The sequence below is a fragment of the Nitrosomonas marina genome (genome assembly GCF_900110145.1).
GTDB classification, from domain to species: domain Bacteria; phylum Pseudomonadota; class Gammaproteobacteria; order Burkholderiales; family Nitrosomonadaceae; genus Nitrosomonas; species Nitrosomonas marina.
Genome location: NZ_FOCP01000007.1, coordinates 78,357 through 102,626, shown reverse-complemented (window position 1 = coordinate 102,626; position 24,270 = coordinate 78,357). Strand labels below are relative to the sequence as shown.

The 24,270-nt window shown below is 44.0% G+C and carries 22 protein-coding genes; 15 read left to right on the top strand and 7 right to left on the bottom strand.

Annotation, left to right across the window (positions count from 1 at the left end; translation table 11 throughout):
* Nucleotides 1-19: 19 nt before the first annotated feature.
* From BMX44_RS06745 to smc, 3 genes are all read right to left on the bottom strand, one after another.
* Nucleotides 20-259, bottom strand: a complete 240-nt coding sequence (locus tag BMX44_RS06745; protein ID WP_090630098.1) for a CDGSH iron-sulfur domain-containing protein — start codon at nucleotides 257-259, stop codon at nucleotides 20-22.
* A 98-nt stretch (nucleotides 260-357) separates the two neighbouring features.
* Nucleotides 358-1,542, bottom strand: coding sequence for a cell division protein ZipA C-terminal FtsZ-binding domain-containing protein (locus BMX44_RS06740; protein WP_090630094.1), 1,185 nt, complete (start codon nucleotides 1,540-1,542; stop codon nucleotides 358-360).
* A gap of 83 nt (nucleotides 1,543-1,625) precedes the next feature.
* Nucleotides 1,626-5,177 (bottom strand): chromosome segregation protein SMC, encoded by a 3,552-nt coding sequence (gene smc / locus BMX44_RS06735; RefSeq protein WP_177167698.1) that lies wholly within the window; start codon nucleotides 5,175-5,177, stop codon nucleotides 1,626-1,628.
* A gap of 119 nt (nucleotides 5,178-5,296) precedes the next feature.
* On the opposite strand from smc, the gene queF reads away from it, so the two are divergent.
* From queF to nagZ, 14 genes are all read left to right on the top strand, one after another.
* Nucleotides 5,297-5,716, top strand: a complete 420-nt coding sequence (gene queF / locus BMX44_RS06730; protein WP_090630085.1) for a preQ(1) synthase — start codon at nucleotides 5,297-5,299, stop codon at nucleotides 5,714-5,716.
* Nucleotides 5,717-6,176: 460 nt separating this feature from the next.
* Nucleotides 6,177-6,776, top strand: a complete 600-nt coding sequence (rpoE, locus tag BMX44_RS06725; RefSeq protein WP_090630377.1) for an RNA polymerase sigma factor RpoE — start codon at nucleotides 6,177-6,179, stop codon at nucleotides 6,774-6,776.
* 1 nt (nucleotide 6,777) lies between these two features.
* Nucleotides 6,778-7,395, top strand: a complete 618-nt coding sequence (locus BMX44_RS06720; protein WP_090630081.1) for a sigma-E factor negative regulatory protein — start codon at nucleotides 6,778-6,780, stop codon at nucleotides 7,393-7,395.
* The gene (locus BMX44_RS06715) at nucleotides 7,392-8,372 is read left to right on the top strand and encodes a MucB/RseB C-terminal domain-containing protein (RefSeq protein ID WP_090630075.1); all 981 of its coding nucleotides are present in this window, start codon (nucleotides 7,392-7,394) and stop codon (nucleotides 8,370-8,372) included. The genes BMX44_RS06720 and BMX44_RS06715 overlap by 4 nt, the downstream gene beginning before the upstream one ends.
* A 237-nt stretch (nucleotides 8,373-8,609) precedes the next feature.
* Nucleotides 8,610-10,019: a DegQ family serine endoprotease gene (locus tag BMX44_RS06710; RefSeq protein WP_090630070.1), complete on the top strand. Its 1,410-nt coding sequence runs from the start codon at nucleotides 8,610-8,612 to the stop codon at nucleotides 10,017-10,019.
* A gap of 16 nt (nucleotides 10,020-10,035) precedes the next feature.
* A complete protein-coding gene (locus BMX44_RS06705; RefSeq protein ID WP_090630066.1) occupies nucleotides 10,036-10,305 on the top strand; it encodes a glutaredoxin family protein in 270 nt (89 codons plus the stop codon).
* Between the two features lie 103 nt (nucleotides 10,306-10,408).
* Nucleotides 10,409-12,208 carry a translation elongation factor 4 gene (gene lepA / locus BMX44_RS06700; protein ID WP_177167702.1) on the top strand — a complete coding sequence of 600 codons (1,800 nt, stop codon included), beginning with the start codon at nucleotides 10,409-10,411 and terminating at the stop codon, nucleotides 12,206-12,208.
* A gap of 232 nt (nucleotides 12,209-12,440) precedes the next feature.
* Nucleotides 12,441-13,244: a signal peptidase I gene (lepB, locus tag BMX44_RS06695; protein ID WP_090630057.1), complete on the top strand. Its 804-nt coding sequence runs from the start codon at nucleotides 12,441-12,443 to the stop codon at nucleotides 13,242-13,244.
* 27 nt (nucleotides 13,245-13,271) lie between these two features.
* Nucleotides 13,272-13,643 carry a DUF4845 domain-containing protein gene (locus tag BMX44_RS06690; protein WP_090630053.1) on the top strand — a complete coding sequence of 124 codons (372 nt, stop codon included), beginning with the start codon at nucleotides 13,272-13,274 and terminating at the stop codon, nucleotides 13,641-13,643.
* Nucleotides 13,644-13,682: 39 nt separating this feature from the next.
* Complete coding sequence (gene rnc / locus BMX44_RS06685) at nucleotides 13,683-14,384, top strand: ribonuclease III (protein WP_090630049.1); 702 nt, start codon at nucleotides 13,683-13,685, stop codon at nucleotides 14,382-14,384.
* 53 nt (nucleotides 14,385-14,437) lie between these two features.
* Nucleotides 14,438-15,331: a GTPase Era gene (gene era / locus BMX44_RS06680; RefSeq protein ID WP_090630046.1), complete on the top strand. Its 894-nt coding sequence runs from the start codon at nucleotides 14,438-14,440 to the stop codon at nucleotides 15,329-15,331.
* A 105-nt stretch (nucleotides 15,332-15,436) separates the two neighbouring features.
* Nucleotides 15,437-16,162: a pyridoxine 5'-phosphate synthase gene (gene pdxJ, locus BMX44_RS06675; protein ID WP_090630042.1), complete on the top strand. Its 726-nt coding sequence runs from the start codon at nucleotides 15,437-15,439 to the stop codon at nucleotides 16,160-16,162.
* Nucleotides 16,159-16,536: a holo-ACP synthase gene (gene acpS / locus BMX44_RS06670; RefSeq protein ID WP_090630038.1), complete on the top strand. Its 378-nt coding sequence runs from the start codon at nucleotides 16,159-16,161 to the stop codon at nucleotides 16,534-16,536. The genes pdxJ and acpS overlap by 4 nt, the downstream gene beginning before the upstream one ends.
* Before the next feature lie 4 nt (nucleotides 16,537-16,540).
* Nucleotides 16,541-17,587 carry a beta-N-acetylhexosaminidase gene (gene nagZ / locus BMX44_RS06665; protein ID WP_090630033.1) on the top strand — a complete coding sequence of 349 codons (1,047 nt, stop codon included), beginning with the start codon at nucleotides 16,541-16,543 and terminating at the stop codon, nucleotides 17,585-17,587.
* On the opposite strand, the gene BMX44_RS06660 is transcribed toward nagZ, so the two are convergent.
* The 4 genes from BMX44_RS06660 to tadA form a co-directional block, all read right to left on the bottom strand.
* The gene (locus BMX44_RS06660) at nucleotides 17,553-20,477 is read right to left on the bottom strand and encodes an EAL domain-containing protein (RefSeq protein WP_090630030.1); all 2,925 of its coding nucleotides are present in this window, start codon (nucleotides 20,475-20,477) and stop codon (nucleotides 17,553-17,555) included. The genes nagZ and BMX44_RS06660 overlap by 35 nt on opposite strands.
* Nucleotides 20,474-22,144, bottom strand: coding sequence for a FecR domain-containing protein (locus BMX44_RS06655; protein ID WP_090630025.1), 1,671 nt, complete (start codon nucleotides 22,142-22,144; stop codon nucleotides 20,474-20,476). Before BMX44_RS06655 ends, BMX44_RS06660 begins: the two co-directional genes overlap by 4 nt.
* A 133-nt stretch (nucleotides 22,145-22,277) precedes the next feature.
* On the bottom strand, nucleotides 22,278-22,757 hold the full coding sequence (locus BMX44_RS06650) for a L,D-transpeptidase (RefSeq protein WP_090630374.1): 480 nt from the start codon (nucleotides 22,755-22,757) through the stop codon (nucleotides 22,278-22,280).
* Nucleotides 22,757-23,248, bottom strand: a complete 492-nt coding sequence (tadA, locus tag BMX44_RS06645; protein ID WP_090630021.1) for a tRNA adenosine(34) deaminase TadA — start codon at nucleotides 23,246-23,248, stop codon at nucleotides 22,757-22,759. Before tadA ends, BMX44_RS06650 begins: the two co-directional genes overlap by 1 nt.
* 118 nt (nucleotides 23,249-23,366) lie before the next feature.
* On the opposite strand from tadA, the gene prmB reads away from it, so the two are divergent.
* Nucleotides 23,367-24,263, top strand: a complete 897-nt coding sequence (prmB, locus tag BMX44_RS06640) for a 50S ribosomal protein L3 N(5)-glutamine methyltransferase (protein ID WP_090630371.1) — start codon at nucleotides 23,367-23,369, stop codon at nucleotides 24,261-24,263.
* The last annotated feature ends 7 nt before the right edge of the window (nucleotides 24,264-24,270 follow it).

The following is a 24,270-nucleotide window of genomic DNA, read 5'->3' as shown; positions in this document are numbered from 1 at the left end:
TTCAAGTCTACCACACCCATTATAGTTTGTTGTGTGTACCATCACAGAATGGTGCATTACCTGTTTTTTTGCATGTACAAAGCCAGGCTGATCTATTTTCATTGACGGAGAAAGCTCTGGGTGTAAAAGTCGTATTTTTATGCGATCCATCACAAAATGGCTGTGATTGACTGCGACCACATGTGCACCAAAAGTATTGCTTGCTTGCTTCCAACTGAACTTCGATCGGCGAAAAGGTTTTTTTACTTTCTTGGTTCATATGCGTGCTCCAGTTTATTTGTTATGGTATTCGGTTGATTTAGACGGGCGGATTAAGTTTGTGTAATCGGTTTATGAATCAGGAATCAGTACAGTTTTTCAATTGAATAAACGCAATGCATTAGAGCTGCCAGCGACAATATTATTTTCTTTCATGGATGTCTGGATATTGACCAACTGCTGCTTACTTCTAGCAAGCCCATTCTCACTGAGTGGAACGCGGTTGTCATCAACCATAATACCCCCAAGTGTATTGGCAAAAATCTTTGCCAGATGTGTCATCTGATCAAAAACTTTTTCGCCATTGGCTACCCGGGGCACGTCCAGTAAAAAGGTAACACCGTGCGTGGTAATTGCTTTCATATTTTCAGGTTTAAAGGAATCCGACTCATAATTCGTAAGTGTAAACAAAACATGATTATTTTCATCACGATATTTGAAAATACCATCGGCTTCGAGCTTGAAACCGGATGCCTCTGCGAGTGCTCTGATTTTTGTGCCGACAAAAGCGCCGTTGTCTTTGCTGATAATATTGATGCCAATCATCACATCGACATCAGCGCAAAATTTATCGAGAATAATAGCCTGTTCATGAGCGTTTACGATATCAGGACAATCGGCACTCGCTCTGACGTGCGAAGCAAAATCCTGTACCGTATCCCGAAACTTCGATAGATCGATTTCTCTGATCGGTCCCGATCTATCAGCCAATAAAAGACAGCCTTTCAGGCTGATATAATCTGAATTCTCTGCCGTTGTTCCCGCAGCAATTTCTTCCCATGTGCTGGATTTTTCTCTTCTTCCCAGCCAAATCAATGGTTTGCTAAATTCATACTTTCTTTGTAGTAGCTTGTTTAGTTCCATACCGGGAATTATTTCGTCTGCGGATATGATAACAACATAATTTGAACGGCTATCATAAACGTCTGCAGTAGGTAAAGCTTCTGTCGAAGAAGATGTGTCAACTTCGGAACTGTCGGTTTGCAAGTTATTTTCTTCAGAGAGACTGTCTGGTTCGTCGACTAGAGAATGCTGGGGCGGGGATGGATTGTTTGAAAAGAAGCCTTGACCGAGTTCTGGTTCTATTCTTTTGTGCGGTTCACGCTGTTTGTGGTCACTGTTTTTTTTAAATAGGGCATCATCATGTTGATGATCCAGGGTAGATTCAATTTTGCGTCGGTAACGTAATTGCTGTACCCAGTTAAAAATAGCAACGCCGACAATGATAACTATGCCGATAAAAATCAAACTGACTTGTAAGTCGCTCATATTCAATAAATCCATACTATTTCCTTACCATCTCGATACACATGAATATTCCTGAAAAGGCAATCATTTTCATGGCTGCCGGGTGAAACTTTTCACTACTATGATAGTGCAGTCTCCTTATTTCTGGCCGGATTTACAGCGTTTGCAATATCAACTGCAACAACACTTGAGATTCCTTGATTCTGCATTGTAATGCCGATTAGCTGCTGCGCAATTTCCATTGTAATTTTATTATGACTGATAAATAAAAACTGTGTTTGTTGTGACAGTTTTTTGACCAGTTCGCAAAAACGTGTCGTATTTGTATCATCAAGGGGTGCGTCAACTTCGTCCAGTAAACAGAAAGGGGCAGGCTTTAAGCGAAATAATGCAAAAATCAATGCTAATGCTGTAAGTGCTTTTTCACCACCGGATAACAGGTGCAGCGAATTGTTTTTTTTGCCGGGTGGTTGCGCGGTCAACATCAATCCGGATTCAAGTATTGTACCTTCGCAAAGAATCAGCTCGGCTTTTCCACCAGAGAATATAACTGGAAAAATTTCGTTTAAATTGTGATTGACTGTATGAAAAGTTTCCTGCAAACGTTTCCTGGTTTCTTGATCGATTTGGTCGATGGCATTTTCCAGGATGTTCATGGCTTCTTTAAGATCCCGAACCTGAGTGTTTAACGTGTCTGAACGTTGACTGGCAGCTTCGAGTTCCTGAATTGCCGCGAGGTTAACGGTGCCCATCGCTGCTATGTGTTTGTTGATTTGATTGATCTCAGCCTGCAAAGCGGATATGCCTTTCTGATTTACGAATTCCATCAATTCAGCTTCAGTCGCCTGAGATTCGATGAGTTGCTCTGCATATCGTTCTTCCAGCAGGCCGTATTCCTGTGTTTTTAAGTGCAGTTGGCTCAATGATTCTCTTATTGCTGTCTGTTTTTGTTCTGATGCCATCAGCATGTTTTCAATCGTCTGAATCTGCTTTCTAGCAATATCTAGCAGACTTCGTTTCTCCGTAACGCTTTGCTCCAGGGCTGCGCTTTGTAACCGGCATTCGTGTAGTTGATTTGTTAGCAGCGTGTCGTCCTGCCCGTTTTTCTCTGATGATACTTGATTGTGTTTTGCTAAGAGATGTGTAATTTCTGTTTCACATGCTTTGATTGAGTTTGATATATCACTGATTTTATTCTGACATATTTTTTCGTTAAAAACTGCTTCTTGAATTTTTTTATTGTAGCTTTGAATTTTTAACTGACGGTCTGCAAGCTGTTGGCGGGCAATTGCCAATGCATTTTTTGCTGAATCAACTTGTTGCTTTGTAGTTTCGATCTGGCTCTGAAAATCTGATGATCGTGTTTCAGCACGTGCTTTTTGAGTAGTTTCTGTGACCAGTTCCTGATCGATTTCTTCAAGCTCTTTCGTGATCATGCTTTTACGTTGATCGACCTGTTGATGAATTTGAGAGAGTTTTGTTTTTTCAAGCTGCAAATGATGTTGTTGCTGTGTCAGTTGCTGCAAGCGTGTGCGCTCCGCTTGGGTGGCTTCATAGAGCTTGTCCAGGTTTGTCGAAGACTGATCAAGAAGTGACTGTTGAACTTTTAGTTTTTTTTCCAGCGCTTTTAATTCAGTTTGTAATTGGTCGAGTTCGCGCTGCCTGGACAAAACGCCATGCAACTGTGACTCTGGAGAATGAAAGTTGATGCTGCTGCGGGAAATAATGTGGCCCTCAGGTGTAACAAATTTTTCATCTGAACTAAGATGGACTCTTTGCTGAATGGCGTCATGTATATGATCTACGGCAAACATGTGTCTAAGCCATTCATTAAGGACGGGTTTAATAGATTGATCGCTGCACGACAAAAAGCCTGCCAAAGCTCGCCAGTTTTTACGATTGGCAGGAAAATCCAGATGATCAGCGTATTTATGGTCTTCATGCTGACGAAACTCAAAGATAGACAGTTTTCCTGGAGGGATATCATCCTTCCAGTCGTGGACGAGTTCCAACTGCGCAAATCCCAGGCTGTTGAGGCGTTCGCGTAAAATGGATTCAAGTGCGTTTTCCCAATCTTTCTCGATATGTATGCACTGCCATAAGCGCGGCTGAGTTTCCAGATTATGTTTGTGTAGCCAATCTTTTAGCGCATCATTATTTTCAATTTTTTGCTGTAAACTCTGCAGCGCATTAAATTGGGCCTGTGAATGAGATATTTTTTTCTGAAGTTCGTATACTTGTGAGGCGACTTTATCTTTACGGCCGCTCTCTAGAGAATAATCCGCCTCTGTCTGTTTTAATGTATTTTCTGCCTGGCACAACTGATCGCGTATGTGCTCAGAATTCAGTTCAAGGTTTTGTAATGTCTCGTGATCAGGAGTTGGCAGCGTATTGAATTCTGTAAGCAAGCGGTTATTGCGCGATTGTAGTTGCTGAATCATTCTGTTTGCATGCTGAATGTGGGTTCGCTCCAGACTACCGGCTCTTTCAGCCATGATTAGCTTTTGTTGAAGTGAATCGAATGCTTTTTGACATTGATCATAAGCTTTCTCCGATTCAGGTAACTTGTCATTTTCCGCTTGGCAGATTTGCATATCGGCTTCGCGCAAGGCCTGTGCCTGATTATTTTCCTCATGCCAGTGCTTCAGGTTGTCTTTAGCAGCGTCGATTTGTTGTCGATTTCGAGTGATCTGTTTTTCTAGATCAAGTATCTGGGCTGCAAGTCGTTCCCTGTTTTTATGAAATTGTGTTATTTCCTGTTCGATACGCGCTTTGTCTGCGTTGGCTGCATATAATTTTCCCTGCAGCTCATGCAACTCTTCGCCAAGTTGATGCTCGTGTGTCCGTGCTGTTTCCCTTTGGGCTCTGCAGGATTGTGTTGAGGAAATTTCTGCTTCTAGTGCCTGTTCGACTGTCTTAATTTCTTTTTCTATGCGCTGGCGTTTGTGAATGGCTTCTTTTTTTTGTTGTAGCCAGAGTATTTGTTGTGTTTTATTCAGCTGCTGCTTGAGTGAGTTGTATTTGCAGGCGATCTCAGCCTGACCGCTTAGGTGGTCTATCTGCTTGTTAAGTTCACTCAGGATGTCTTCAACGCGAGTGAGGTTTTTGCGAGTATCAGCAAGCCTTAATTCTGTTTCATGCCTTCTTTCACGATATTTGGAGATGCCCGCTGCTTCCTCAAGAAAATATTTTAATTCCTGGGGTTTCGCTTCTATGATGCGTGAAATCATGCCTTGCTCAATTATGGCATAACCGCGGCCACCGACACCGGTGCCGTGAAAAAGATCGGCTACATCGCGGCGCCTGACATGAATATTGTTGATGTAATAATTCGAATTACCCTCTCGTTGAATAATGCGTTTTATGGCAATTTCCGTGTAACCGGACCAGGCGCCGACTGCTTTACCCTGACTGTTGTCAAATACCAGTTCGACGCTGGCCCGGCCAACAGGTTTTCGTTGCGCAGTGCCGCCGAAAATAACATCCTGCATGGATTCGCCGCGTAATGCCGAGGCTTTGGATTCACCCAGTACCCAGCGTACAGCATCTATTATGTTGGATTTGCCGCAGCCATTGGGACCTACAATACCGACCAGATCGCTGTTTACCGGAATAACAGTCGGTTCAACGAATGATTTAAAGCCGGCAAGTTTGATTTTAGTAAGGCGCAATTTAATGAGCTGGATACAGTTATAATAGGACAATTCATTAGTATGTACTGCATGCGATAACTGCATGTAGCGATATTTGTTTTATTGTAACTGAATTAACCGTAATAAGAGAATGCTGAATGTCAACTAAGCCCAGCAAACAGTTAGAAACATTTCCCAACCCTTTCGTTAAAAGGGATTATCAAATTCATATGGAGATACCAGAGTTTACATGTGTATGTCCTAAAACCGGTCAGCCTGATTTCGCCACTTTGATATTGGATTATATTCCAGATAAAAAATGTATCGAGCTTAAAAGCCTTAAATTGTACATCTGGTCATATCGAGACGAAGCTGCTTTCCATGAAGCGGTGACTAACCAGATACTTGAAGATCTTGTAGGTGTGTTAAAACCGAGATATATCCGTTTGACTGCACGCTTTTTTGTGCGCGGTGGTATATTTACCAATGTGATTGTTGATCATCGAAAATCCGGTTGGACCCCGCAACCGATTATATCGCTGCATCATTGTGATGAGCAGTCAAACACAAGGAAATGACGGATTTAGGCTGTATACTGTATTGTAATCATTCCGAAGATCGTGGATTCAGACAGAAGTGAACAGCAATAGCGCATTTCTTCGAGCCAGAATCCACATACTATGGTGCATAGAGCTCCAATAATCATATGAGAGAGGTATTTAATAATCTTTTACGCTATTATTATGAGCAAAGCTTCAGTGTTGTAGCAGAAACTATTTCAAGCGGTTGTATTGCCGGATAGTTCCGAATGATGTTTGTAATACATGTGCAGGAATTCCGTCAGGAATTTGGCATTAGTTATCAATTGTAGCGGATGATCAATGAACTATTTCACTTGGTTTGTTGTCTTCAGTAAAGTAGCTGATTGGTTTTCGTGATCCCTTTGAATAGGTATACTTGATCCCGCTGGCTTTTAATCAAGGCCATATTGCAATTAAAGCAGTTTTATTAATTCTTAATGCGCAAGGATCAGGCAGGATGGGCGATCGTGAAATCGATCAGCAATTAGTGGAGCGGGTACAAAATGGCGATAAACGCGCGTTTGACCTATTGGTAGCTAAATATCAACGTAAGTTGACACGTTTACTATCACAGTTCATACGGGATTCGTCCGAAGTTGAAGATGTAGTGCAAGAGGCTTTCATCAAAGCTTACAGGGCACTGCCTTCGTTTCGAGGTGACAGCGCCTTTTACACCTGGTTGTACCGAATAGGTATAAATACTGCTAAAAACTATCTGGTGTCTCAAGGTAGAAAAGCGCCGACCTTGCATGGCATTGATAGTGACGAAGCTGAAAATTTTGAAGAAGGCGGCGTTTTGCGTGAGATGCATACGCCTGAAAGTGAACTGATGAGTAAACAGATTGCTCAAACAGTGAACCAGACGTTGGAAGAATTGCCGGATGAGTTAAGAACTGCAATTATATTGCGAGAAATAGAAGGGCTGAGTTATGAAGAAATTGCAAACATCATGGAATGTCCGATAGGTACAGTTCGTTCGCGTATTTTTAGAGCGCGTGAAGCAATTTCTGAGAAACTACGCCCGTTACTGGGTACAAGCAAAGACAAGAGGTGGTAAAGTGAAAAGTAAGGTTTCCGAATTAATGGATGGTGAACTCACTGGCTCAGATGCCAGTAAAATAATTGAAGCACTCAAAAAGAACCAGGAATTGCATCAGGATTGGGAAACTTTTCATTTAATCGGTGATGTCCTAAGGCAACCGGACACTTCACCGGCAGACCTCACCTATCGTGTCAGACAACAACTCGAAACAGAACCTACAGTACTTACACCAAACAAGCCCGTCTATAGAAATTCCAAAACAAAGGTATTCGCATTTGCAACAGCAGCATCAGTAGTGGCAATGGTAACCGCGTGGTTTGTCATGCATGATGTATACTTGCAAACACAACCAGTCGTTGTGGCGGATCAATCACGCAGCCAAGTAGATACTGATAGGCCTGTAGGTTCAGGTTCGATGCTGGTGTCTCATCCACAAACTGCTCGACCTTATCAGGTTACTCATCCATATCCAAATACCTCAGCAGAGGAAATGAACAACTATCTCTTTTATCATAATTTTCAAAACCATTATAAAGAGTTATCTTCTGGACATGCCAAATACGGCAGTCAATCAGCCTATATTTATCCAGTGACTGGCGCTCACGATAATTTCCATGATCAATATGGTAGATGAAAAACCCTGCATTACCCGTTTTTTTGTTACTTGTACTGACATTCCAGGCGGTTGGCGCTGAACCTCAATCCCAGTCCTATGCACGTGCATACGACTGGTTACAGAGAATCGCTGAAGCACCGCGTCAACAAAATTATCACGGAACCTTTGTGTATTATGCCGATGGTCATATAGAAACATCACAAATTACGCATCGCGTGGATCATGATGATGAGTATGACAAAATAGAGATTTTGGATGGCATGGCGCGTATTGTTTATCGCTACAACGATGAGATGAAATGCTACATGCCGGGCAGCAAGAAAGTCTATACTGAAACACGTTGGTTTAGAAAGTTTTTTCCGGATTTGCTGCCGCATCCAACCGTGCGAATACGTGATAATTATAAAATGGAGGTTGACGGCCAGGAGCGTATTGCAGGACATGACGCCCAGATGATAAAACTGATACCAAAAGATAACTTGCGATATGGGCACAAGTTCTGGATTGATATTGACAGCGGCCTGCTGTTGAAAGCCGCTGTAACAGACAAAGAAGATATCGTTGAACAGTATGCATTTGCTCAGCTGAAAATTGGTAAAGATATTGACGAAGAATTGCTGAGTACAGAGTCAATATCAACCCAAAACTGGAAGCAGGTAGATCTAACGACAGAGCATCTGGATAAAGGTGAGCTGAAATGGCAATTGGAAGAACTGCCCGCGGGATTTGAAAAGCTTGCTGAAATGAGACGTAAGCTGGCAGGAAAGAGCGCGATGATTGATCATATTGTTTTATCTGATGATATAGCTACCGTGTCTATTTTTATTGAACCTGTCAAGACAGATGATACGCCTCCGGTTCCAGGTTTCTATTCAAGTCGTGGCGCGATAAATATTTACGTGCGCGAACTGGAAAATAACAAAATAACAACTGTAGGAGAGGTCCCGCTAAACACGATTAAGCTAATTGGTGACGCCGTGTTTGCACGCAAATGAAGGAAACTCCTGTCACAATCTGTCGTAGTTTCGACAATACGTGAAACAAAATTGCACTTGCTATGAATCGCGCTATGTAAGCGCTTTTTTATTGGCGGGTCAAATGAAATAGACCTGTTATCACTCTCAGCAGCCGGACGGGAAATGCGACGAACTCCCCGTTCCTTTACTTTATAGAAAAAACTAGTTTATGTTATACACAGCTTAAATATGATGGAAATACAGAGGTTAATAATAATGGTGCGTAACTTAATAGGGATGTGGTTAATTGTAACCACAGGGATTGTTGCTGCTCAGACGAATGAGTTGCCAAACTTTACAGGTCTCGTGGAAAAATACGGCGCGACTGTCGTTAATATTAGTACAACGCAGTCACAGCAGAACGCAGTTACCCAATTTTTTCCAGAGATCCCAAACCTTCCCAAGGATTCACCATTTTACGAATTCTTTCGACGACACATGGAGCCATTTGCTACGCCCAGAAAATCTGAACCAAGATCAATGGGTTCCGGTTTTATTATCAGTTCTGATGGCTACATTTTAACAAATGCGCATGTCGTTGAGTCAGCGGAGGAAATTACCGTTAAACTGAATGATAAACGTGAGTTTATTGGTGAAGTGATCGGTACTGATAAAAAAACTGATATAGCGTTGATTAAAATTGACGCCGAAAATTTACAAACTGTCAATCGAGGCGATCCGGAAAAACTCAAAGTCGGAGAATGGGTGGTTGCGATTGGATCGCCATTTGGTTTTGAAAACAGTGTTACAGCCGGTATTGTCAGTGCAAAAGGACGGTCTTTGGCACAGGAAAATTATGTGCCGTTTATTCAGACTGATGTTGCCATTAATCCGGGTAATTCCGGTGGCCCCTTATTCAATATGCATGGTGAAGTGGTTGGTATCAATTCACAGATTTACAGCCGAACAGGCGGATTTATGGGACTGTCATTTGCTATACCGATCAATGTTGCAACAGATATAGCTGATCAGCTTAAAATATCCGGGGTTGTTCGGCGTGGAAGAATCGGCGTGCTAATACAAGAAGTAACCAAGGAATTGGCTGATTCATTTGGTCTGTCTGATACACGTGGAGCATTGGTTGTGTCAGTTGAAAAAAATGGTCCTGCAGATGTCGCCGGTGTACAGGCGCGTGACATTATTTTGTCTTTCAACGGTGAGGAAGTTGAGGCTTCAGCTGATTTGCCGCGCATCGTTGGAAATACAGCGCCCGACTCGAAAGTAAAGGTAAAAATCTGGCGTGATGGCTCCATCAAGATGCTTCAGTTGAAAGTTGGGGAAATTCCTACCGAGGAATCAGATCAGCACACTCAAAATAAACAAAATCAAAAAACCGATAAATCCAATCGTCTGGGACTTGTGTTGATCGAATTGACTGGTGAACAGAAAAAGCAACTGGAAATAGAAAATGGTCTGCTGGTGGAAGATATACAACCGGGAATTGCAAGCCAATCAGGTGTGCGCAAAGGTGATATCATTTTAGGTTTTAACAGTAAAGATATTGGTAGTGTTAAACAATTTAATCAGTTACTGGAAAAAGTGGAAAGCGGACGCAATATTGCCCTGTTGGTCAAACGGGGTGATCTGACGACCTTTATTACTATGAAATTAAATAACGACGAATAATGGTGTTTAGTTAGTCATGATAAAAACAGATTCGGCTGTCGACGATCTGGTTGTTTACAGTCGTGAAGCGTGTCATTTATGTACACAAATGATACAAGCACTGAAGGAGTGTCAGGCACGGTTATCGTTTGATTTTAAAGTAATTGATATTGATGCGGATCCAGAACTGGTGAGTAGATTTAACGATAAGATACCCGTTTTAGTGTCACCCTCCAATCAAGAGATAATCTGTCATTATCATCTGGATATGAATGCTCTGGATGATTATCTCGCCAGATTTCGATAAAATGCTGCATCGTAATTCAGAATCATGGATGGTCCGGCTGTTAAATAGCCGGAGCTCAGATAACTTCTGTTCAATTGACTAGTTGGATCATTCCCTCGGAATCATAATGCAGCGAATACGTAATTTCTCCATTATTGCCCATATTGATCATGGCAAATCGACACTTGCGGATCGTCTTATTCAATACTGTGGGGGTCTGTCGGAACGGGAAATGGAAGAGCAGGTTCTGGATTCTATGGATCTGGAGCGTGAAAGAGGTATTACCATTAAGGCACAGACAGTCGCGTTGCAGTATAAAGCGAGAGATGGCGAGATCTACCTGCTTAATTTGATTGATACGCCCGGCCATGTGGATTTCTCGTATGAAGTTTCACGATCCTTGGCTGCTTGTGAAGGTGCTTTACTGGTGGTTGATGCATCTCAAGGCGTGGAAGCGCAGACTGTTGCAAATTGCTACACTGCAATCGATCAGGGCGTAGAGGTGGTACCTGTTCTGAATAAAATTGATTTGCCGGCCGCCGATCCTGAAAGAGTCATTGAAAATATCGAGGATGTTATTGGCATAGATGCGCATAACGCTTTACATGTCAGTGCCAAAACGGGCGTTGGTATAGAAGCAGTCCTAGAGTCTGTTGTGAGCCGGATTCCAGCTCCGGTGGGTGATTCTGATGCGCCGTTAAAAGCGCTCATTATTGATTCCTGGTTCGATAATTATGTCGGTGTCGTCATACTGGTGCGTATTTTCGACGGCGTACTCAAACCCGGAGACAAGATTCTGTTGATGGCCAGCAACGTTACCCATCTTTGTGAACAAGTCGGTGTATTTATACCCAGGTCTTTAAATCGGGATGCACTGAATGCAGGCGAAGTTGGCTTTGTAATTTCTGGAATTAAAGATCTTGACGTTGCCAAAGTGGGCGATACCGTTACATTGGCACAAAATCCTGCAAAAAAACCTTTACAGGGTTTTAAAGAGATCAAGCCACAGGTTTTTGCCGGATTATATCCGGTGGAATCCAACCAATATGATGCATTACGATCAGCCCTGGAAAAACTCAGGCTCAATGATTCTTCTCTTCAATTCGAGCCGGAAACTTCTCAGGCACTCGGTTTTGGATTCCGCTGCGGGTTCCTGGGGCTATTGCATATGGATATTGTGCAAGAACGCCTCGAAAGAGAATATGATATGGATTTGATCACGACAGCGCCTACCGTTGTCTATCAGATTCAAATGCGGGACGGATCAGTAATTGAAATCGACAACCCATCAAAAATTCCGGACCTGTCAAAAATCGCCGAAATTCGGGAACCTATTATTTCGACGACCATTCTGGTGCCTGAAGAGTATGTCGGAGCTGTAATAACCCTTTGCGTCAATAAGCGTGGTATCCAAAAAAACATGCAATATATGGGTAAACAGGTCATGCTGACCTATGAAATGCCTTTAAATGAGGTTGTGATGGATTTTTTTGACCGACTAAAATCGACCAGCCGCGGTTACGCATCACTTGATTATGAATTTAAAGAATTCCGTGCATCGGATCTGGTCAAGTTGGATATACTGATAAACGGTGACAGGGTCGATGCGTTATCGTTAATTGTTCATCGCAGCAGCAGTCAATACCGTGGTCGGGAACTGGTGCAAAAAATGCGACAACTTATTCCCAGACAAATGTTCGATATAGCCGTGCAGGCAGCCGTAGGCGCACATATTATTGCCAGAGAAACTGTCAAAGCTTTGCGGAAAAATGTACTGGCAAAATGCTACGGAGGTGATATCACCCGCAAGCGTAAATTGCTAGAAAAGCAAAAAGCTGGTAAAAAAAGGATGAAACGGGTCGGTAATGTGGAGATTCCTCAGGAAGCTTTTTTGGCAATTTTACAAACTGACGCCAAATCGTAAAAGGCAGCATGCCGAAAAATACAAGATTCAATCCCAAGGGAAATGTAATTGAAGCCGGACTGATCGTTCAATATATTCGATGCAGTTGAGAAACAAGGCTAAAGCAGGTGAATCGAGATGTATGGGCTGTGTGATAAGCGAACATGCTACTTTTTAACGCAGCAGTGTCAACATGGATGGTTTCTCGGCTGCCTGATAATAATTACATAAAAAAACACAGAAAGGTAATTACATGAATTTTCCTTTGATTTTGTTTTCTTTGCTGGTGATTACCGGTGCCGTATGGGTGCTTGATTATTTAATATGGCGCCATAAACGCAAGCAGGATGAAGATGAGCCTTGGTGGATTGAGTATCCTAAGAGTTTTTTTCCAATCATTTTAATTGTATTCTGTTTGCGTTCGTTTATTATTGAACCATTCAAGATCCCATCAGGTTCCATGATTCCAACTTTGATTGTTGGCGATTTTATCCTGGTCAATAAATATGTGTATGGTATTCGGCTGCCGGTTATTAATAAAAAAATAATCGACATGGATAGCCCGGAAGCCGGAGATGTTCTGGTGTTTCGTTTTCCTGAGGACCCTTCCATAGACTACATTAAACGTGTTGTCGGTGTTCCCGGTGATGTTGTTACTTATCATAATAAGCAGTTGTTTATTAATGATCAAATAGTTGAGCAGGCGTATGAGGGTGATTATAAATATGTAGAACCCGGACTGGGTTACATTTATTCCGAAAAATATACTGAATATCTTGGAGAAGCCAATCATTCGATTTTGGTGAGCCGAGAAGTCAATGGCTTGCAATATGCCAGCGTGCGCGAGTTTCCTTTTCGCGAAAACTGTCAATACAGCCGAACTGGATTTACCTGTACAGTTCCGCCCGGAAACTACTTTACTTTGGGTGATAATAGGGATAGCAGTAGCGATAGTCGGTATTGGGGATTTGTGCCGGACGAAAATATTGTAGGCAAGGCATTTATGATCTGGTGGAATTTTGGTGATTTTGATCGCATCGGTCAGTTTATTCAGTAGTCTGGTCCATTTTTCTCGGGAGGTGTCATGAATCTGTGTGGGCAACATGCAAATCAATACGGTGTTACTTTGACAGGTATGCTGTTCTGGTCTGTAGTGCTGATTCTGTTTGTGTTGCTGGGCATGAAAGTAGCGCCGGTTTATATTGAAAATGCATCGATTAAAAAAAATCTGGTGGCGGTTGCTAGTGATTCCACGCTAAATAAAGCAACTCCCACCCAGATCAGGCTTGCATTCTCCAAGCGTGCACAGATCGATGGTATTACGGCGATTACAGCAAAAGACATTACGATAGCCCGTGAGAACGGACAAAACATTCTGAGTGTGGTTTATTCAGAAAAAGTACCTCTGTTTGCAAATATTTCTTTGGAATTCGATTTTGATATGCAAACTAACTGACGAAGCAAAGAAATTGAAAATTATTACTATAGAAATAACATGCAGACCAATCGGGAAAACAATGTGAATTTATTCTGCAACCGGCTTGGATACCAGTTCGCCAGCCCCGAGTTGCTGCATGAAGCCTTAACGCATCGTAGTCACAGTATAGTGCACAACGAACGTCTGGAATTTTTGGGTGACAGTGTGCTCAATTGTGCGGTTGCCGCGTTAATCTACAAAAAATTTCATGACCTTCCTGAAGGACGACTTTCCCGCTTGCGTGCGAGTATGGTTAATCAGAAAGCTTTGTCTGAAATGGCAATGCAGTTGGGGATGGATCAGTTGATTCGGTTGGGCGAAGGCGAAATCCGAAGCGGAGGAGACCGGCGGCCGTCAATTCTGGCCGATGCTCTGGAAGCTGTTATTGGCGCGATTTATCTGGATAGCAGTTTTACCCAGGCAGAGACTGTTATTGCCAGGTTATATACGCCCGTCCTTGAAACAATCGATCATTCCACACATGGAAAAGACCCCAAAACCCTGTTGCAGGAGTTAATGCAAAGTCAGAGGCTGAATTTGCCGGCATATACTGTGGTCACTACAACAGGGAAAGCACATCAGCAAAAATTCAGAGTGGAGTGTGTCATACCGGAATTCAATATTCGTACGTTTGGAGAAGGCTCCAGCCGCCGCAATGCTGAACAGGCCGCTGCAAAAAAAGCTTACGAGATTGCCTGCGCTGCTGATTCTCTTTCTTAGTCGTTTTTGATGATAGCTTGTATTGGAAAGTATATAGAATAGCAGATCTCGTTATGCAGTCTGATACTCATTTTCGCACCGGTTATGTCGCTATTGTTGGTCGGCCAAATGTTGGCAAGTCGACCTTGCTTAATAGTCTGATTCAACAAAAAATCAGCATAACATCCCGGAAAGCTCAAACAACGCGTTATCGAATACACGGTATTTTGACAGAACAGCATTCACAAATCATTTTTGTGGATACACCAGGCTTTCAGGTGCGATACAAAAATCGTATGAATACCGCGATGAACAAGGTTGTGGCTCAAAGCATGCAGGAAGTCGATGTGATTTTATTTGTCATTGAGGCGTTGCGTTTCGATGAGCGAGACAGTCTTGTGCTCGAACGATTACCCAAGACAGTGCCGGTTATACTGGTGGTGAACAAAATTGACCGGTTAACGGATAAAAACATGTTGCTGCCATTTCTTGACAAGATGAGCAGGCAATTTGATTTTGTGGCGTTGTCTCCGGTCAGTGCAGCTGGTCGATTGCAGCTGACGGATCTGGTTGATGCAATTCGTCCGTATTTGCCGGAAAACCCACCTTTGTATAATGCAGACGATGTAACCGATAGAAATGTCCGCTTTATTGCAGCTGAACTGGTGCGAGAGAAGCTTTTTCGTTTGATTGGAGATGAAATACCTTATTCCACAAGCGTGATTATTGATCGGTTTGTCGAAACAGATAAGCTGATCACGCTATATGCGACAATTCTGATTGATAAACCCGGTCAGAAAGCTATTATTATTGGAAAAAATGGTGAAAAAATGAAGCTGATCTCGAGTCAGGCGCGTAAAGAAATGGAATTGCTGTTTAATAAAAAGGTTTTTTTGCAGGTTTGGGTGAAGGTGCGTAGCGGATGGGCAAATGATGCGCACGTTTTGAAACAGCTTGGCCATGAATAACCCTGCTTTAGTAGCAATTCACCTGAGGAATCGGCAAGCAACATTTTGAAAACCGATTAGTAACAAGTCTGGCTTTAAAAGACCTTAAACGTGGAATGAAACAATATGGTGGAACTTGGCGTTAATATTGATCATGTGGCAACACTCAGACAAGCACGTGGCACAATCTATCCGAGCCCAATCGAAGCGGCACGCATCGCTGAATCGGCAGGTGCCGATGCGATAACGCTGCATTTGCGTGAAGACAGGCGTCATATTCAGGACAGCGACGTGGAAGAGTTGCGCACTTTACTGACAACACGAATGAATCTTGAAAGTGCGGTGACAATTGAAATGATTGAAATTGCGCTGCGCATCAAACCGGAAGATATATGCCTTGTACCAGAGCGCCGTGAAGAGTTGACTACGGAAGGAGGTCTTGATGTTGTTAAACAGTTTGAACAGATTAAACGCGCTTGCCGGCAATTAAAAGAAGCGGGTATACGTGTTTCACTTTTCATCAATGCAGATCCTGAACAGATCGATGCTGCCGCTCAATCGGGTGCATCTGTCATTGAAATTCATACGGGTAGTTATGCCGATGCAACAACTGAAGAATCAAGAATCAAAGAGCTGGAGAAAATAAAGCATGCTGTTGCTTTTGGGATTCAGCGAAATCTTAAAGTTAATGCCGGTCACGGGCTTCATTACCAGAACGTGCAGGCGATAGCTGCAATCCCAGGTGTATCGGAGCTTAATATTGGTCATGCCATTATCGGTCAGGCTATTTTTGTGGGGCTTGATAAGGCAGTAAGAGAAATGAAACAGTTGATTTCCGAGGCAAGTTGGTGATTTATGGAATCGGTACCGATCTTGTCGATCCGGCGAGGATCGCGCGTTCGATAGAGCGCTACGGCGATAAATTTGCGCGTCGTATATTAACGCAGCCTGAATGGCAGGAGTACCAGAGCAGTAGTAAGCCTGTATTGTTTCTGGCAGGACGGTTTGCAGCCAAAGAAGCATTTTCAAAAGCAATAGGCACAGGTTTGCGTCATCCTGTAAATCTTGATTTCATTACGATTGCACATGATAAGCTTGGCAGACCTTATTTTGAATTTCATCCCGTACTCAACCGGTATGTTTGTGATCAGGGAATTGTTGGTCATTTCCTGTCTATCAGCGATGAAATGAACGCCGCCTGTGCCTTTGTTGTGCTGGAGAAATAGCAATATGGCTCTTGGGCCAATCATGTTGGATATCGGCGCCACTGAACTGACAGATGAGGATAAGCGGCGATTGATGCACCCTCTGACCGGCGGCGTTATTCTATTTTCGCGAAATTACACTTCCCGGAAACAGCTGATGGCGCTGACTCAGGAGATTAAAGCACTCAGAACACCGCATTTACTGATCGCTGTTGATCAGGAGGGTGGTCGGGTACAGCGTTTTAAAGCAGATTTTTCCCGATTGCCTGCGATGCGTGAACTGGGGAAAATATGGGATCAGAATCAGGTGCGGGCGCGTCATCTTGCCAGACAGGCAGGGTTTGTACTTGCAGCTGAATTAGTGGTCGCCGGAGTTGATCTGAGCTTTACTCCTGTACTGGATATTGATCATGGACAAAGCAGTGTCATTGGCGATCGGGCGTTTCATCGGGACGTTCAGATTGTCTCAACACTTGGACATGCACTAATGACCGGCCTGAAAGCCGGCGGGATGCAGGCAGTTGGCAAGCATTTTCCAGGTCATGGCGGTATACAGGCCGATTCGCATCTTGAGAAATCCGTTGATCTGCGTCGGTATGCTGATATCGAGATGGACGACCTGGTTCCGTTTCAGCGCATGATCAATTTTGGATTGGCTGGCATCATGGTGGCGCATGTGATTTATCCACAAGTGGATCAATATCCTGCAGGGTTCTCGAGCAGATGGCTTGAAAGCATACTACGACAGCAGCTGCAATTTGAAGGCTGCATTTTTAGTGACGATTTAAGTATGCAAGGTGCGGCGTATTACAGTTCTATTGTTGCGCGCGCTTCGGCTGCGCTTAAGGCGGGATGCGATATGATTCTGGTTTGTAACAATTCCGATGCCGTTGACGAATTACTGGATACACTACAATGGGATAGTTCGGCGACTAGTATCGCTCGAATGGCGCGTATGCATGCTAAAAGGTATTTTACTTCAATGGTGAAGCTGCGGGAGAATGAAACGTATGCCCAGGCTATCCGAGAGGTGGCTGCTATTGGTGATCCGAACGGATTATTGCCTTTCTAGTTTGGATCGCACTACTCGCGGCGACCCCGTATAGATCCCTCGCAGGTGTTCGACTTTTATTTTTGGCGTGCATCAATTCAACCAGTGCATTATAGGGAACAGGGCGGCTGAAATAATATCCTTGTTGATGATAGCACTGATGCTGCAGTAATATCTGGTTCTGCTCTGCCGTTTCGACACCCTCTGCGACAACCATTAGCCCCATGTTATTTCCCAGGCCAATAATGGCCTGGACAATTGTTAGATCGCTTTGATTCTGATCGAGTGTACGCACGAAGGACTTATCGATTTTTAAAATATCAATCGGCAGTTCGCGCAATAGCGTTAGTGAAGAATAACCTGTGCCAAAATCATCCAGTGCAATAAGAATGTCCAACTGCTTGAGTGTTTTCAGGATAATGCCTACGCGCTCAATGTTATTGACTATGGAGCTTTCAGTGATTTCAAGTATCAAATAACCGGCAGGTAACTGAGTATCCTGCAGCGTTTTCAAAATAGTTTGTAGAAAATTTTTATTCATTAACTGGCGAGGATTAACATTGACTGCTACATTGACCTGATATCCCTGTTGCAGAAGTCGATAAGCTGAGAGGCAGGACATTCTCAGCACCAGTTCGCCCAGTTGTTCAATCAAACCAACCTTTTCTGCCAGCGGGATAAATTCGCTGGGAGATAAAAATCCCCTCGTGGGATGCGGCCAGCGAACCAGTGCTTCCATGCGGGTTATCTGGTGGGTTTTGGCATTAATGATGGGTTGAAAAAAAACCTGAAGCTCATCATTAAGAATAGCAGTCCGCAGTTCCTTTTCCAGTTCCAGACGATCACGGGTCCACGCTATGGATGATTCGGGAGAATAGTATTCAAAACGGTTGCCTCCATCCCGTTTTACAGTGTGCATGGCCGTTTCCGCTCTTTTTAGCAAAGTTTCAGTGACCAATCCGTCATTCGGATAGAGACTGATTCCGATACTGGCGGCGACAAAAATTTCCATACCATCAATTTCGAATTTTTGTTTAACGGCATCTAAAATCTGCTGCGCCATTTCAGCAGACGAATCAATATTATCCAGGTGATTGAACAACACAATAAATTCATCGCCACCCCAGCGGGCAATACAATCGTTGTGCCGTACTGTTTCAAACAGACGGAAAGACACCATCCTAAGTAATTTATCTCCAGCCTGATGTCCCATGGCATCATTGATTTTTTTAAAATTATCCAGTGCAACAAAGAAAACAGTGATTGTTTTGCCAGTATCTTCAGCTTCCTGGATCATCTGGTCAAACTGTGATAATAATTTTGAACGGTTTGGCAGTTTGGTCAACGCGTCGTAACTTTCCTGGTATGCAACCTGCTGGGCCAGTTCGATTGTATCGGTAAGATCAGTAATTGCGATAACAGAACCGATCAACATTTTTTGTTCATCATATAATTGATTACGCGTAATTCTTATCGAACGTTCATCGCCATATCGGGTTTTCAGGTTGCATTCCAGGGTACCGGGCTTGTCGGGATCGCGGGTCAATATTTTGTTCACGGCGCTTTTGTCGGGCTGGCTGGCGCAATTTGAGTGTATATGCAATATCTGCTGAAGATTTCTATCCTTGATATGTTTGAATTCTGTACGCAATATATTCTCTGCACCTTTGTTGACATAGACGACAAGATCGTTGGCGTCGGTTATGATGACGCCATCTTTTATCGATTCCAGCGCCGTGCTGGAACGTAATTTATTGATCAGGAAAGAGCGCACAAACTGATTAATGTGCCGCCAGTTTGCCAAGGGATAAGCCGCCAGTGTCCCCAGTAAGGCCGCGCCGGGGGGGATCCACACATGAACGGATTTAAGTAACTGATAAATTGAAAAAATACCGATTATCGACATGAGAGTCAGTAGTGGAACAGTCAGGTTTTTTTTTGTCAAACTGATGCCCAGCAGCACTAGCATGATCCATGCGATAGAGATGATGACAACCCACGTGTTTGGAACCGGATGTATAGCGCGATCATGCTGCAACATTGAGTAAACATTCGCATGCCACTCGGCTCCCGACATGAACTGATGGTTCAAGGAAGATACCGGCGTTGCAAAACGTGTTCCGATACCTGCAGCGGTCATTCCGACAATGATTGTCTTGTCTTTCAGGCTGGCGAGAATATCATCATCGAATAGAACACTTGCGTAGGATATCTGAGTAAAACTGCCAGGTCTGCCGAGATAGGGTATTAATACTTCATCGGCACGATACCATTGTTTACTTTGTTCTGACGGTTTTTCATCTTCTTCTCGGAGAAAATCCTGTTTTGCTGATGCCGGACTGATCAGTGCCTGCGCCAAGGCGGGCCATGTCGGAGAATTAATGCCGGCGTTGAGAAACACGCGCCGGACTACGCCATCACTATCAATTTCTACATCGGCATGCCCCATTATGGCGTGATTTCTGAAAAGCGGAAGCGGAGCGACGATGTGAATCGAATCGGTGTGCGCTGTGGATACCGGTGCCAGTGGGAGCACGATATTGCCATGCGATGCAATCGCCGAAGCCAGTAACTGATCGGCATGCGGATTGCTGGATTGCGGTTCTGAAAAAAGCAGATCAAGAGCGAGACGCTGATTGTCAATCAAATTCATACGGTTGATAAACGCTGCATGAATGTCTCTAGGCCATGGCCATCTACCGATAATACCGAGACTCTGATCATCTATGGCTATGATAACGACATCCGAATCTTGTGAATAGGGGATAAACGTCGATAATTTATCGTAGATCATGAAATCAAGTCGCTCCAAAATCTCTGTAAACGCTAGAATACCAACACTCGTCAGGAGTATCGTAATACGTAAAACATACGTATTTATGTAGCGTCCCGGATTTTGAGGAGCAATCATATCAGCACTAACAGCGGGAGAAGCAGCAATAACATCATCCAGTAAGGAAAGTCGCGCGGTATTTCAACTATTTGTGGCAACCCCCAAGGCCCTTCAAAACCATCGGACTCAATTGTTTTGATGCGCAAAAAGTATGTCCCGCCCGCAGGCTTCTGGATTGTGATACTGGAAGCTTCCGTTGTTTCTTCATGGATAATGTCAGAAAATGATTCGTCGCGCGCAAATTGAAAATGAAATCGCTGCCCTTCTGCAGCGGCTCGCCAGGCAAACGTCAGATCCTGCTCATCAATTTCTGTTTTTTCCAGAGCGGGACCGGGGAAAGGGACTCTGAAGGGCATGGCATCACTGAACGGACCTGCACCTTCTGTTGGTGAAACTGCAGCAATTTGCCAGAAGTAATGGCCGGGTGCGAGCGACTCGGCCTTGGATAGCGCCAGGGCATTTTTTTTCAGTTCAGGATTATAGTAGACCAGATCGCTAAAATCGGCGTTTTTACTAATCATCAATATATAATGTACCGGTTCGGATTGACTGGTCCAGGTGAATTCCTGATTGTCGGGTGTCGTTGCACTTCCGGGAAGCGGAGCTGTGACAAAAGGTGGCTCGGGGCGGGCATTCAGCGCAAAAGGCATGACGGCGTCTTTTCCCTCTAAACCGAATTTATCAATGCCACGTATCCGAAGCCAGTATTCACCGTCAGGTATGTCGCCATCGCGAAATGGGAGCGTCGTTGTAGTAAATTCAGAAACAAGATTGTCGAAGTCCGGATCCAGTGCTATTTGCGTACGGTAGGCATGGGCCCCGTTAAGGGCGTTCAAATGAATAACCAGTGGAAGACTCTCGTAATAACCGGACGTCCCGGACAAATCAGGTGGCGGTAAAAGGACGACGGGTGTCATGGGAGGCTCATCCCGGGAAGTGACTGTGCCAAAACCGGCAGGAACAATGACGTGTTTTTTGGAGCCACTGACATTGATGATGCCGGATAGCACCTCGCTGGCGGTTCCGGATCGCATTTCAACTGTACCAACACGGAAATCGGTGCCCCTAACGGAACTGACAGCCGATGGTGTTTGAATACGAAAACGCTTATCCTGCTGAGTGCCATGTGGTACAGAGTTTTCAGTTCGCCCCTGCTCAAGCTGAATCAGCGTGTCGATCAGGCCAAAATTACCGTATATACGCATTTTATCCAGACGAATTCGGCTGTTATCCTGAACGCGCATACGAGAATTGTCTGCGAACTCAATGGTGACAAACGAGTCATTCTCGGATCGAATAGTGTCGCCTGTATATAATTCCATTCCCGGTTCTGCAAAAATTTTACCACGGTTGCTACGTTCAATGAGTACTGTGCCCTGGACATGGATGACTCGTGCAGTAACTGCATCGGATATACGTGACCAGGCAACCGGTATTCTGAGTTTCTTGCCTGGAGGAATGACATAAGGGTCTTCGATGCGATTCAACTTTTGTAAACGCTGGACATACTGTACACCTGTCAGATGACGCTCCGACAGATTCCATAGATTGTCCCCGGGTTTTACCGTATATATCCATTCATCAGCGATCGCATGAGCTGGTAAACATAATAAGAGAGTATACAAACAGCAAAGTAAGCGGTTTTGAAGCAGGTTTGTTCCGTGATAAATAAAATCCAATTGCATGCCATTTCCTCGTCAAAAATTACAGATTGGAAAGATTTGCCTAATGTATATTCTCAGAATTTCGGTGTTAATGGATTTAATTGCAAAATAGCAATCTGGGCCCCATTGTCAATGAAAATCTGTATTCAGGAAATCAAGCAATAATGTCGACCTGTGTGCCGACAGATACTCTGTCAAACAAATCCAGTAGATCGTGATTTGAGATACGAATACATCCTATAGAACCCGGTTTTCCCATTTCTACGCTATCGGGGCTGCCATGGATGTAAATATATCGCTGCATGGTGTCGACTGTTCCGAGTCTATTGAAACCCGGTTCGCAGCCCGACAGCCATAAAATTCTTGTCAGAATCCAGTCCCGGGCCGGGTACTGTTCTCCTAACTCGGGTGAATATATTTCTCCGGTTGGTCGGCGGCGAACGAACACTGTATTGACTGGTTGCCCGGAACCAATTTTGGCGCGAATAATATGTCTGCCCAGGGGTGTGCAGAAACTTCCGTATTGTTGGCCAGTGCCGTTTTTTGCGGAAGAAATCTGATAATGGTGGACGAGTTGACCGTCGTCACTGAATAATTCGAGTTGTTGCTTGCGGATGGAGATATTTATTTTCATCATTGCGGGGTTGCGTTGGAGCAGGTTATATCGTTGACTGTTTTTTTGCGGCGTTGAGCAAAGAAATGTTTAAGCAACATACTGGCTTCCTCGGCTAAGATACCGCCTTCAACCTGCATATGATGATTCAGTCTCGCTTCTGCGGGCAAGTTGAGGACGCTGCCGCATACACCGGTTTTAGGATCGGTCGCGGCGTAGACCAAACGTTCTATTCGTGCGTGAAAAAGTGCACCGATACACATCGTACAAGGCTCCAGCGTGACATACAGTGTACAGTTGAGAAGGCGGTAATTATTCATTTTGTAACCGCAGTCACGTAATGCCATGACCTCAGCATGTGCCGTGGGATCTCGTGTTGTGATAGGACAATTAAAACCGCGCCCGATAATCTTTTCGTTGTGTACGATTATGGCGCCAACTGGCACCTCGCCCAATTTTTGCGCTTTATTGGCTTGCTCGAGCGCCGAACGCATGAATTGAATATCTCTCATTATCTGTACCACTTGTGACAGTTTAATGCAATCTCGTAAAGATTCAAATCCCTAAGTAAGTTTTATGATACATTTCGGCAGTCTAGTTCTGTTTCGGTTTAATGACAGTTATTGGTATATGAATATACAGGCAACAGATCAGTTAATCACCGTCCGCGACTGGTTACGTTATGCAGTCAGTAAATTTAACAAGGCCGGACTTTTTTTCGGTCATGGCAGCACGAATGCCTACGATGAAGCGGCATATCTTATTTTGCATACGCTGCATCTTTCTTCGGATCAACTCGAGCCGTTTCTTGATGCTAGACTCACTCGTGATGAACAGAATGAAGTTGAAAAAGTACTTCAAAGGCGCATTCAAGAAAGAAAGCCAGCGGCCTATCTGACACGTGAGGCCTGGCTGGGTGACTACTCTTTTTACGTAGATGAGCGAGTAATAATTCCACGTTCATTTATTGCGGAACTGTTACATAGTCACCTGGAACCCTGGATCGCAGAACCCGAACATATTCAGCATGCATTGGATTTGTGTACGGGTTCTGGCTGTCTTGCCATTCTGATGGCGCAGGTGTTTGAAGAGGCTGAAATCGACGCAGTAGATATTTCTCAAGATGCGTTGGCAGTTGCGAGAAAAAATGTTGACGATTATCAATTGTCACATCGAGTCCATTTGATACACTCTGATATGTTCGATGGTTTGTCCGGGAAGCGATACGATCTGATTGTCAGTAATCCGCCCTATGTCAATGTAGTGTCGATGGCAACTCTGCCTGATGAGTATCGCCATGAGCCATCCGGTGCGCTGGCCAGTGGGAAAGATGGATTGGATGCGACTCGTTGTATTCTATCGGTCGCGACCAACTATCTGACTGATCGAGGAATGTTGATTGTGGAAATTGGCCACAACAGGGATGCATTGCTGAACATGTATCCAGAATTGCCGTTCACATGGTTGGAAACCAGTTCCGGTGACAGTTTTGTCTTTTTGATAAGCCGCGAACAGCTTGCAGGCTGACAAATTC

What these genes read in the sequence shown, in the direction of transcription:
- BMX44_RS06740 (WP_090630094.1), bottom strand. Translation starts at nt 1,542, where the DNA reads ATGGATTTATTGAATATGAGCGACTTACAAGTCAGTTTGATTTTTATC.
- BMX44_RS06655 (WP_090630025.1), bottom strand. Translation starts at nt 22,144, where the DNA reads ATGCAATTGGATTTTATTTATCACGGAACAAACCTGCTTCAAAACCGC.
- tadA (WP_090630021.1), bottom strand. Translation starts at nt 23,248, where the DNA reads ATGAGAGATATTCAATTCATGCGTTCGGCGCTCGAGCAAGCCAATAAA.
- pdxJ (WP_090630042.1), top strand. Translation starts at nt 15,437, where the DNA reads ATGGTGGAACTTGGCGTTAATATTGATCATGTGGCAACACTCAGACAA.
- BMX44_RS06650 (WP_090630374.1), bottom strand. Translation starts at nt 22,757, where the DNA reads ATGAAAATAAATATCTCCATCCGCAAGCAACAACTCGAATTATTCAGT.
- lepB (WP_090630057.1), top strand. Translation starts at nt 12,441, where the DNA reads ATGAATTTTCCTTTGATTTTGTTTTCTTTGCTGGTGATTACCGGTGCC.
- nagZ (WP_090630033.1), top strand. Translation starts at nt 16,541, where the DNA reads ATGGCTCTTGGGCCAATCATGTTGGATATCGGCGCCACTGAACTGACA.
- BMX44_RS06660 (WP_090630030.1), bottom strand. Translation starts at nt 20,477, where the DNA reads ATGATTGCTCCTCAAAATCCGGGACGCTACATAAATACGTATGTTTTA.
- BMX44_RS06705 (WP_090630066.1), top strand. Translation starts at nt 10,036, where the DNA reads ATGATAAAAACAGATTCGGCTGTCGACGATCTGGTTGTTTACAGTCGT.
- BMX44_RS06710 (WP_090630070.1), top strand. Translation starts at nt 8,610, where the DNA reads ATGGTGCGTAACTTAATAGGGATGTGGTTAATTGTAACCACAGGGATT.
- prmB (WP_090630371.1), top strand. Translation starts at nt 23,367, where the DNA reads ATGAATATACAGGCAACAGATCAGTTAATCACCGTCCGCGACTGGTTA.
- rnc (WP_090630049.1), top strand. Translation starts at nt 13,683, where the DNA reads ATGCAGACCAATCGGGAAAACAATGTGAATTTATTCTGCAACCGGCTT.
- BMX44_RS06715 (WP_090630075.1), top strand. Translation starts at nt 7,392, where the DNA reads ATGAAAAACCCTGCATTACCCGTTTTTTTGTTACTTGTACTGACATTC.
- queF (WP_090630085.1), top strand. Translation starts at nt 5,297, where the DNA reads ATGTCAACTAAGCCCAGCAAACAGTTAGAAACATTTCCCAACCCTTTC.
- era (WP_090630046.1), top strand. Translation starts at nt 14,438, where the DNA reads ATGCAGTCTGATACTCATTTTCGCACCGGTTATGTCGCTATTGTTGGT.
- BMX44_RS06745 (WP_090630098.1), bottom strand. Translation starts at nt 259, where the DNA reads ATGAACCAAGAAAGTAAAAAAACCTTTTCGCCGATCGAAGTTCAGTTG.
- BMX44_RS06690 (WP_090630053.1), top strand. Translation starts at nt 13,272, where the DNA reads ATGAATCTGTGTGGGCAACATGCAAATCAATACGGTGTTACTTTGACA.
- rpoE (WP_090630377.1), top strand. Translation starts at nt 6,177, where the DNA reads ATGGGCGATCGTGAAATCGATCAGCAATTAGTGGAGCGGGTACAAAAT.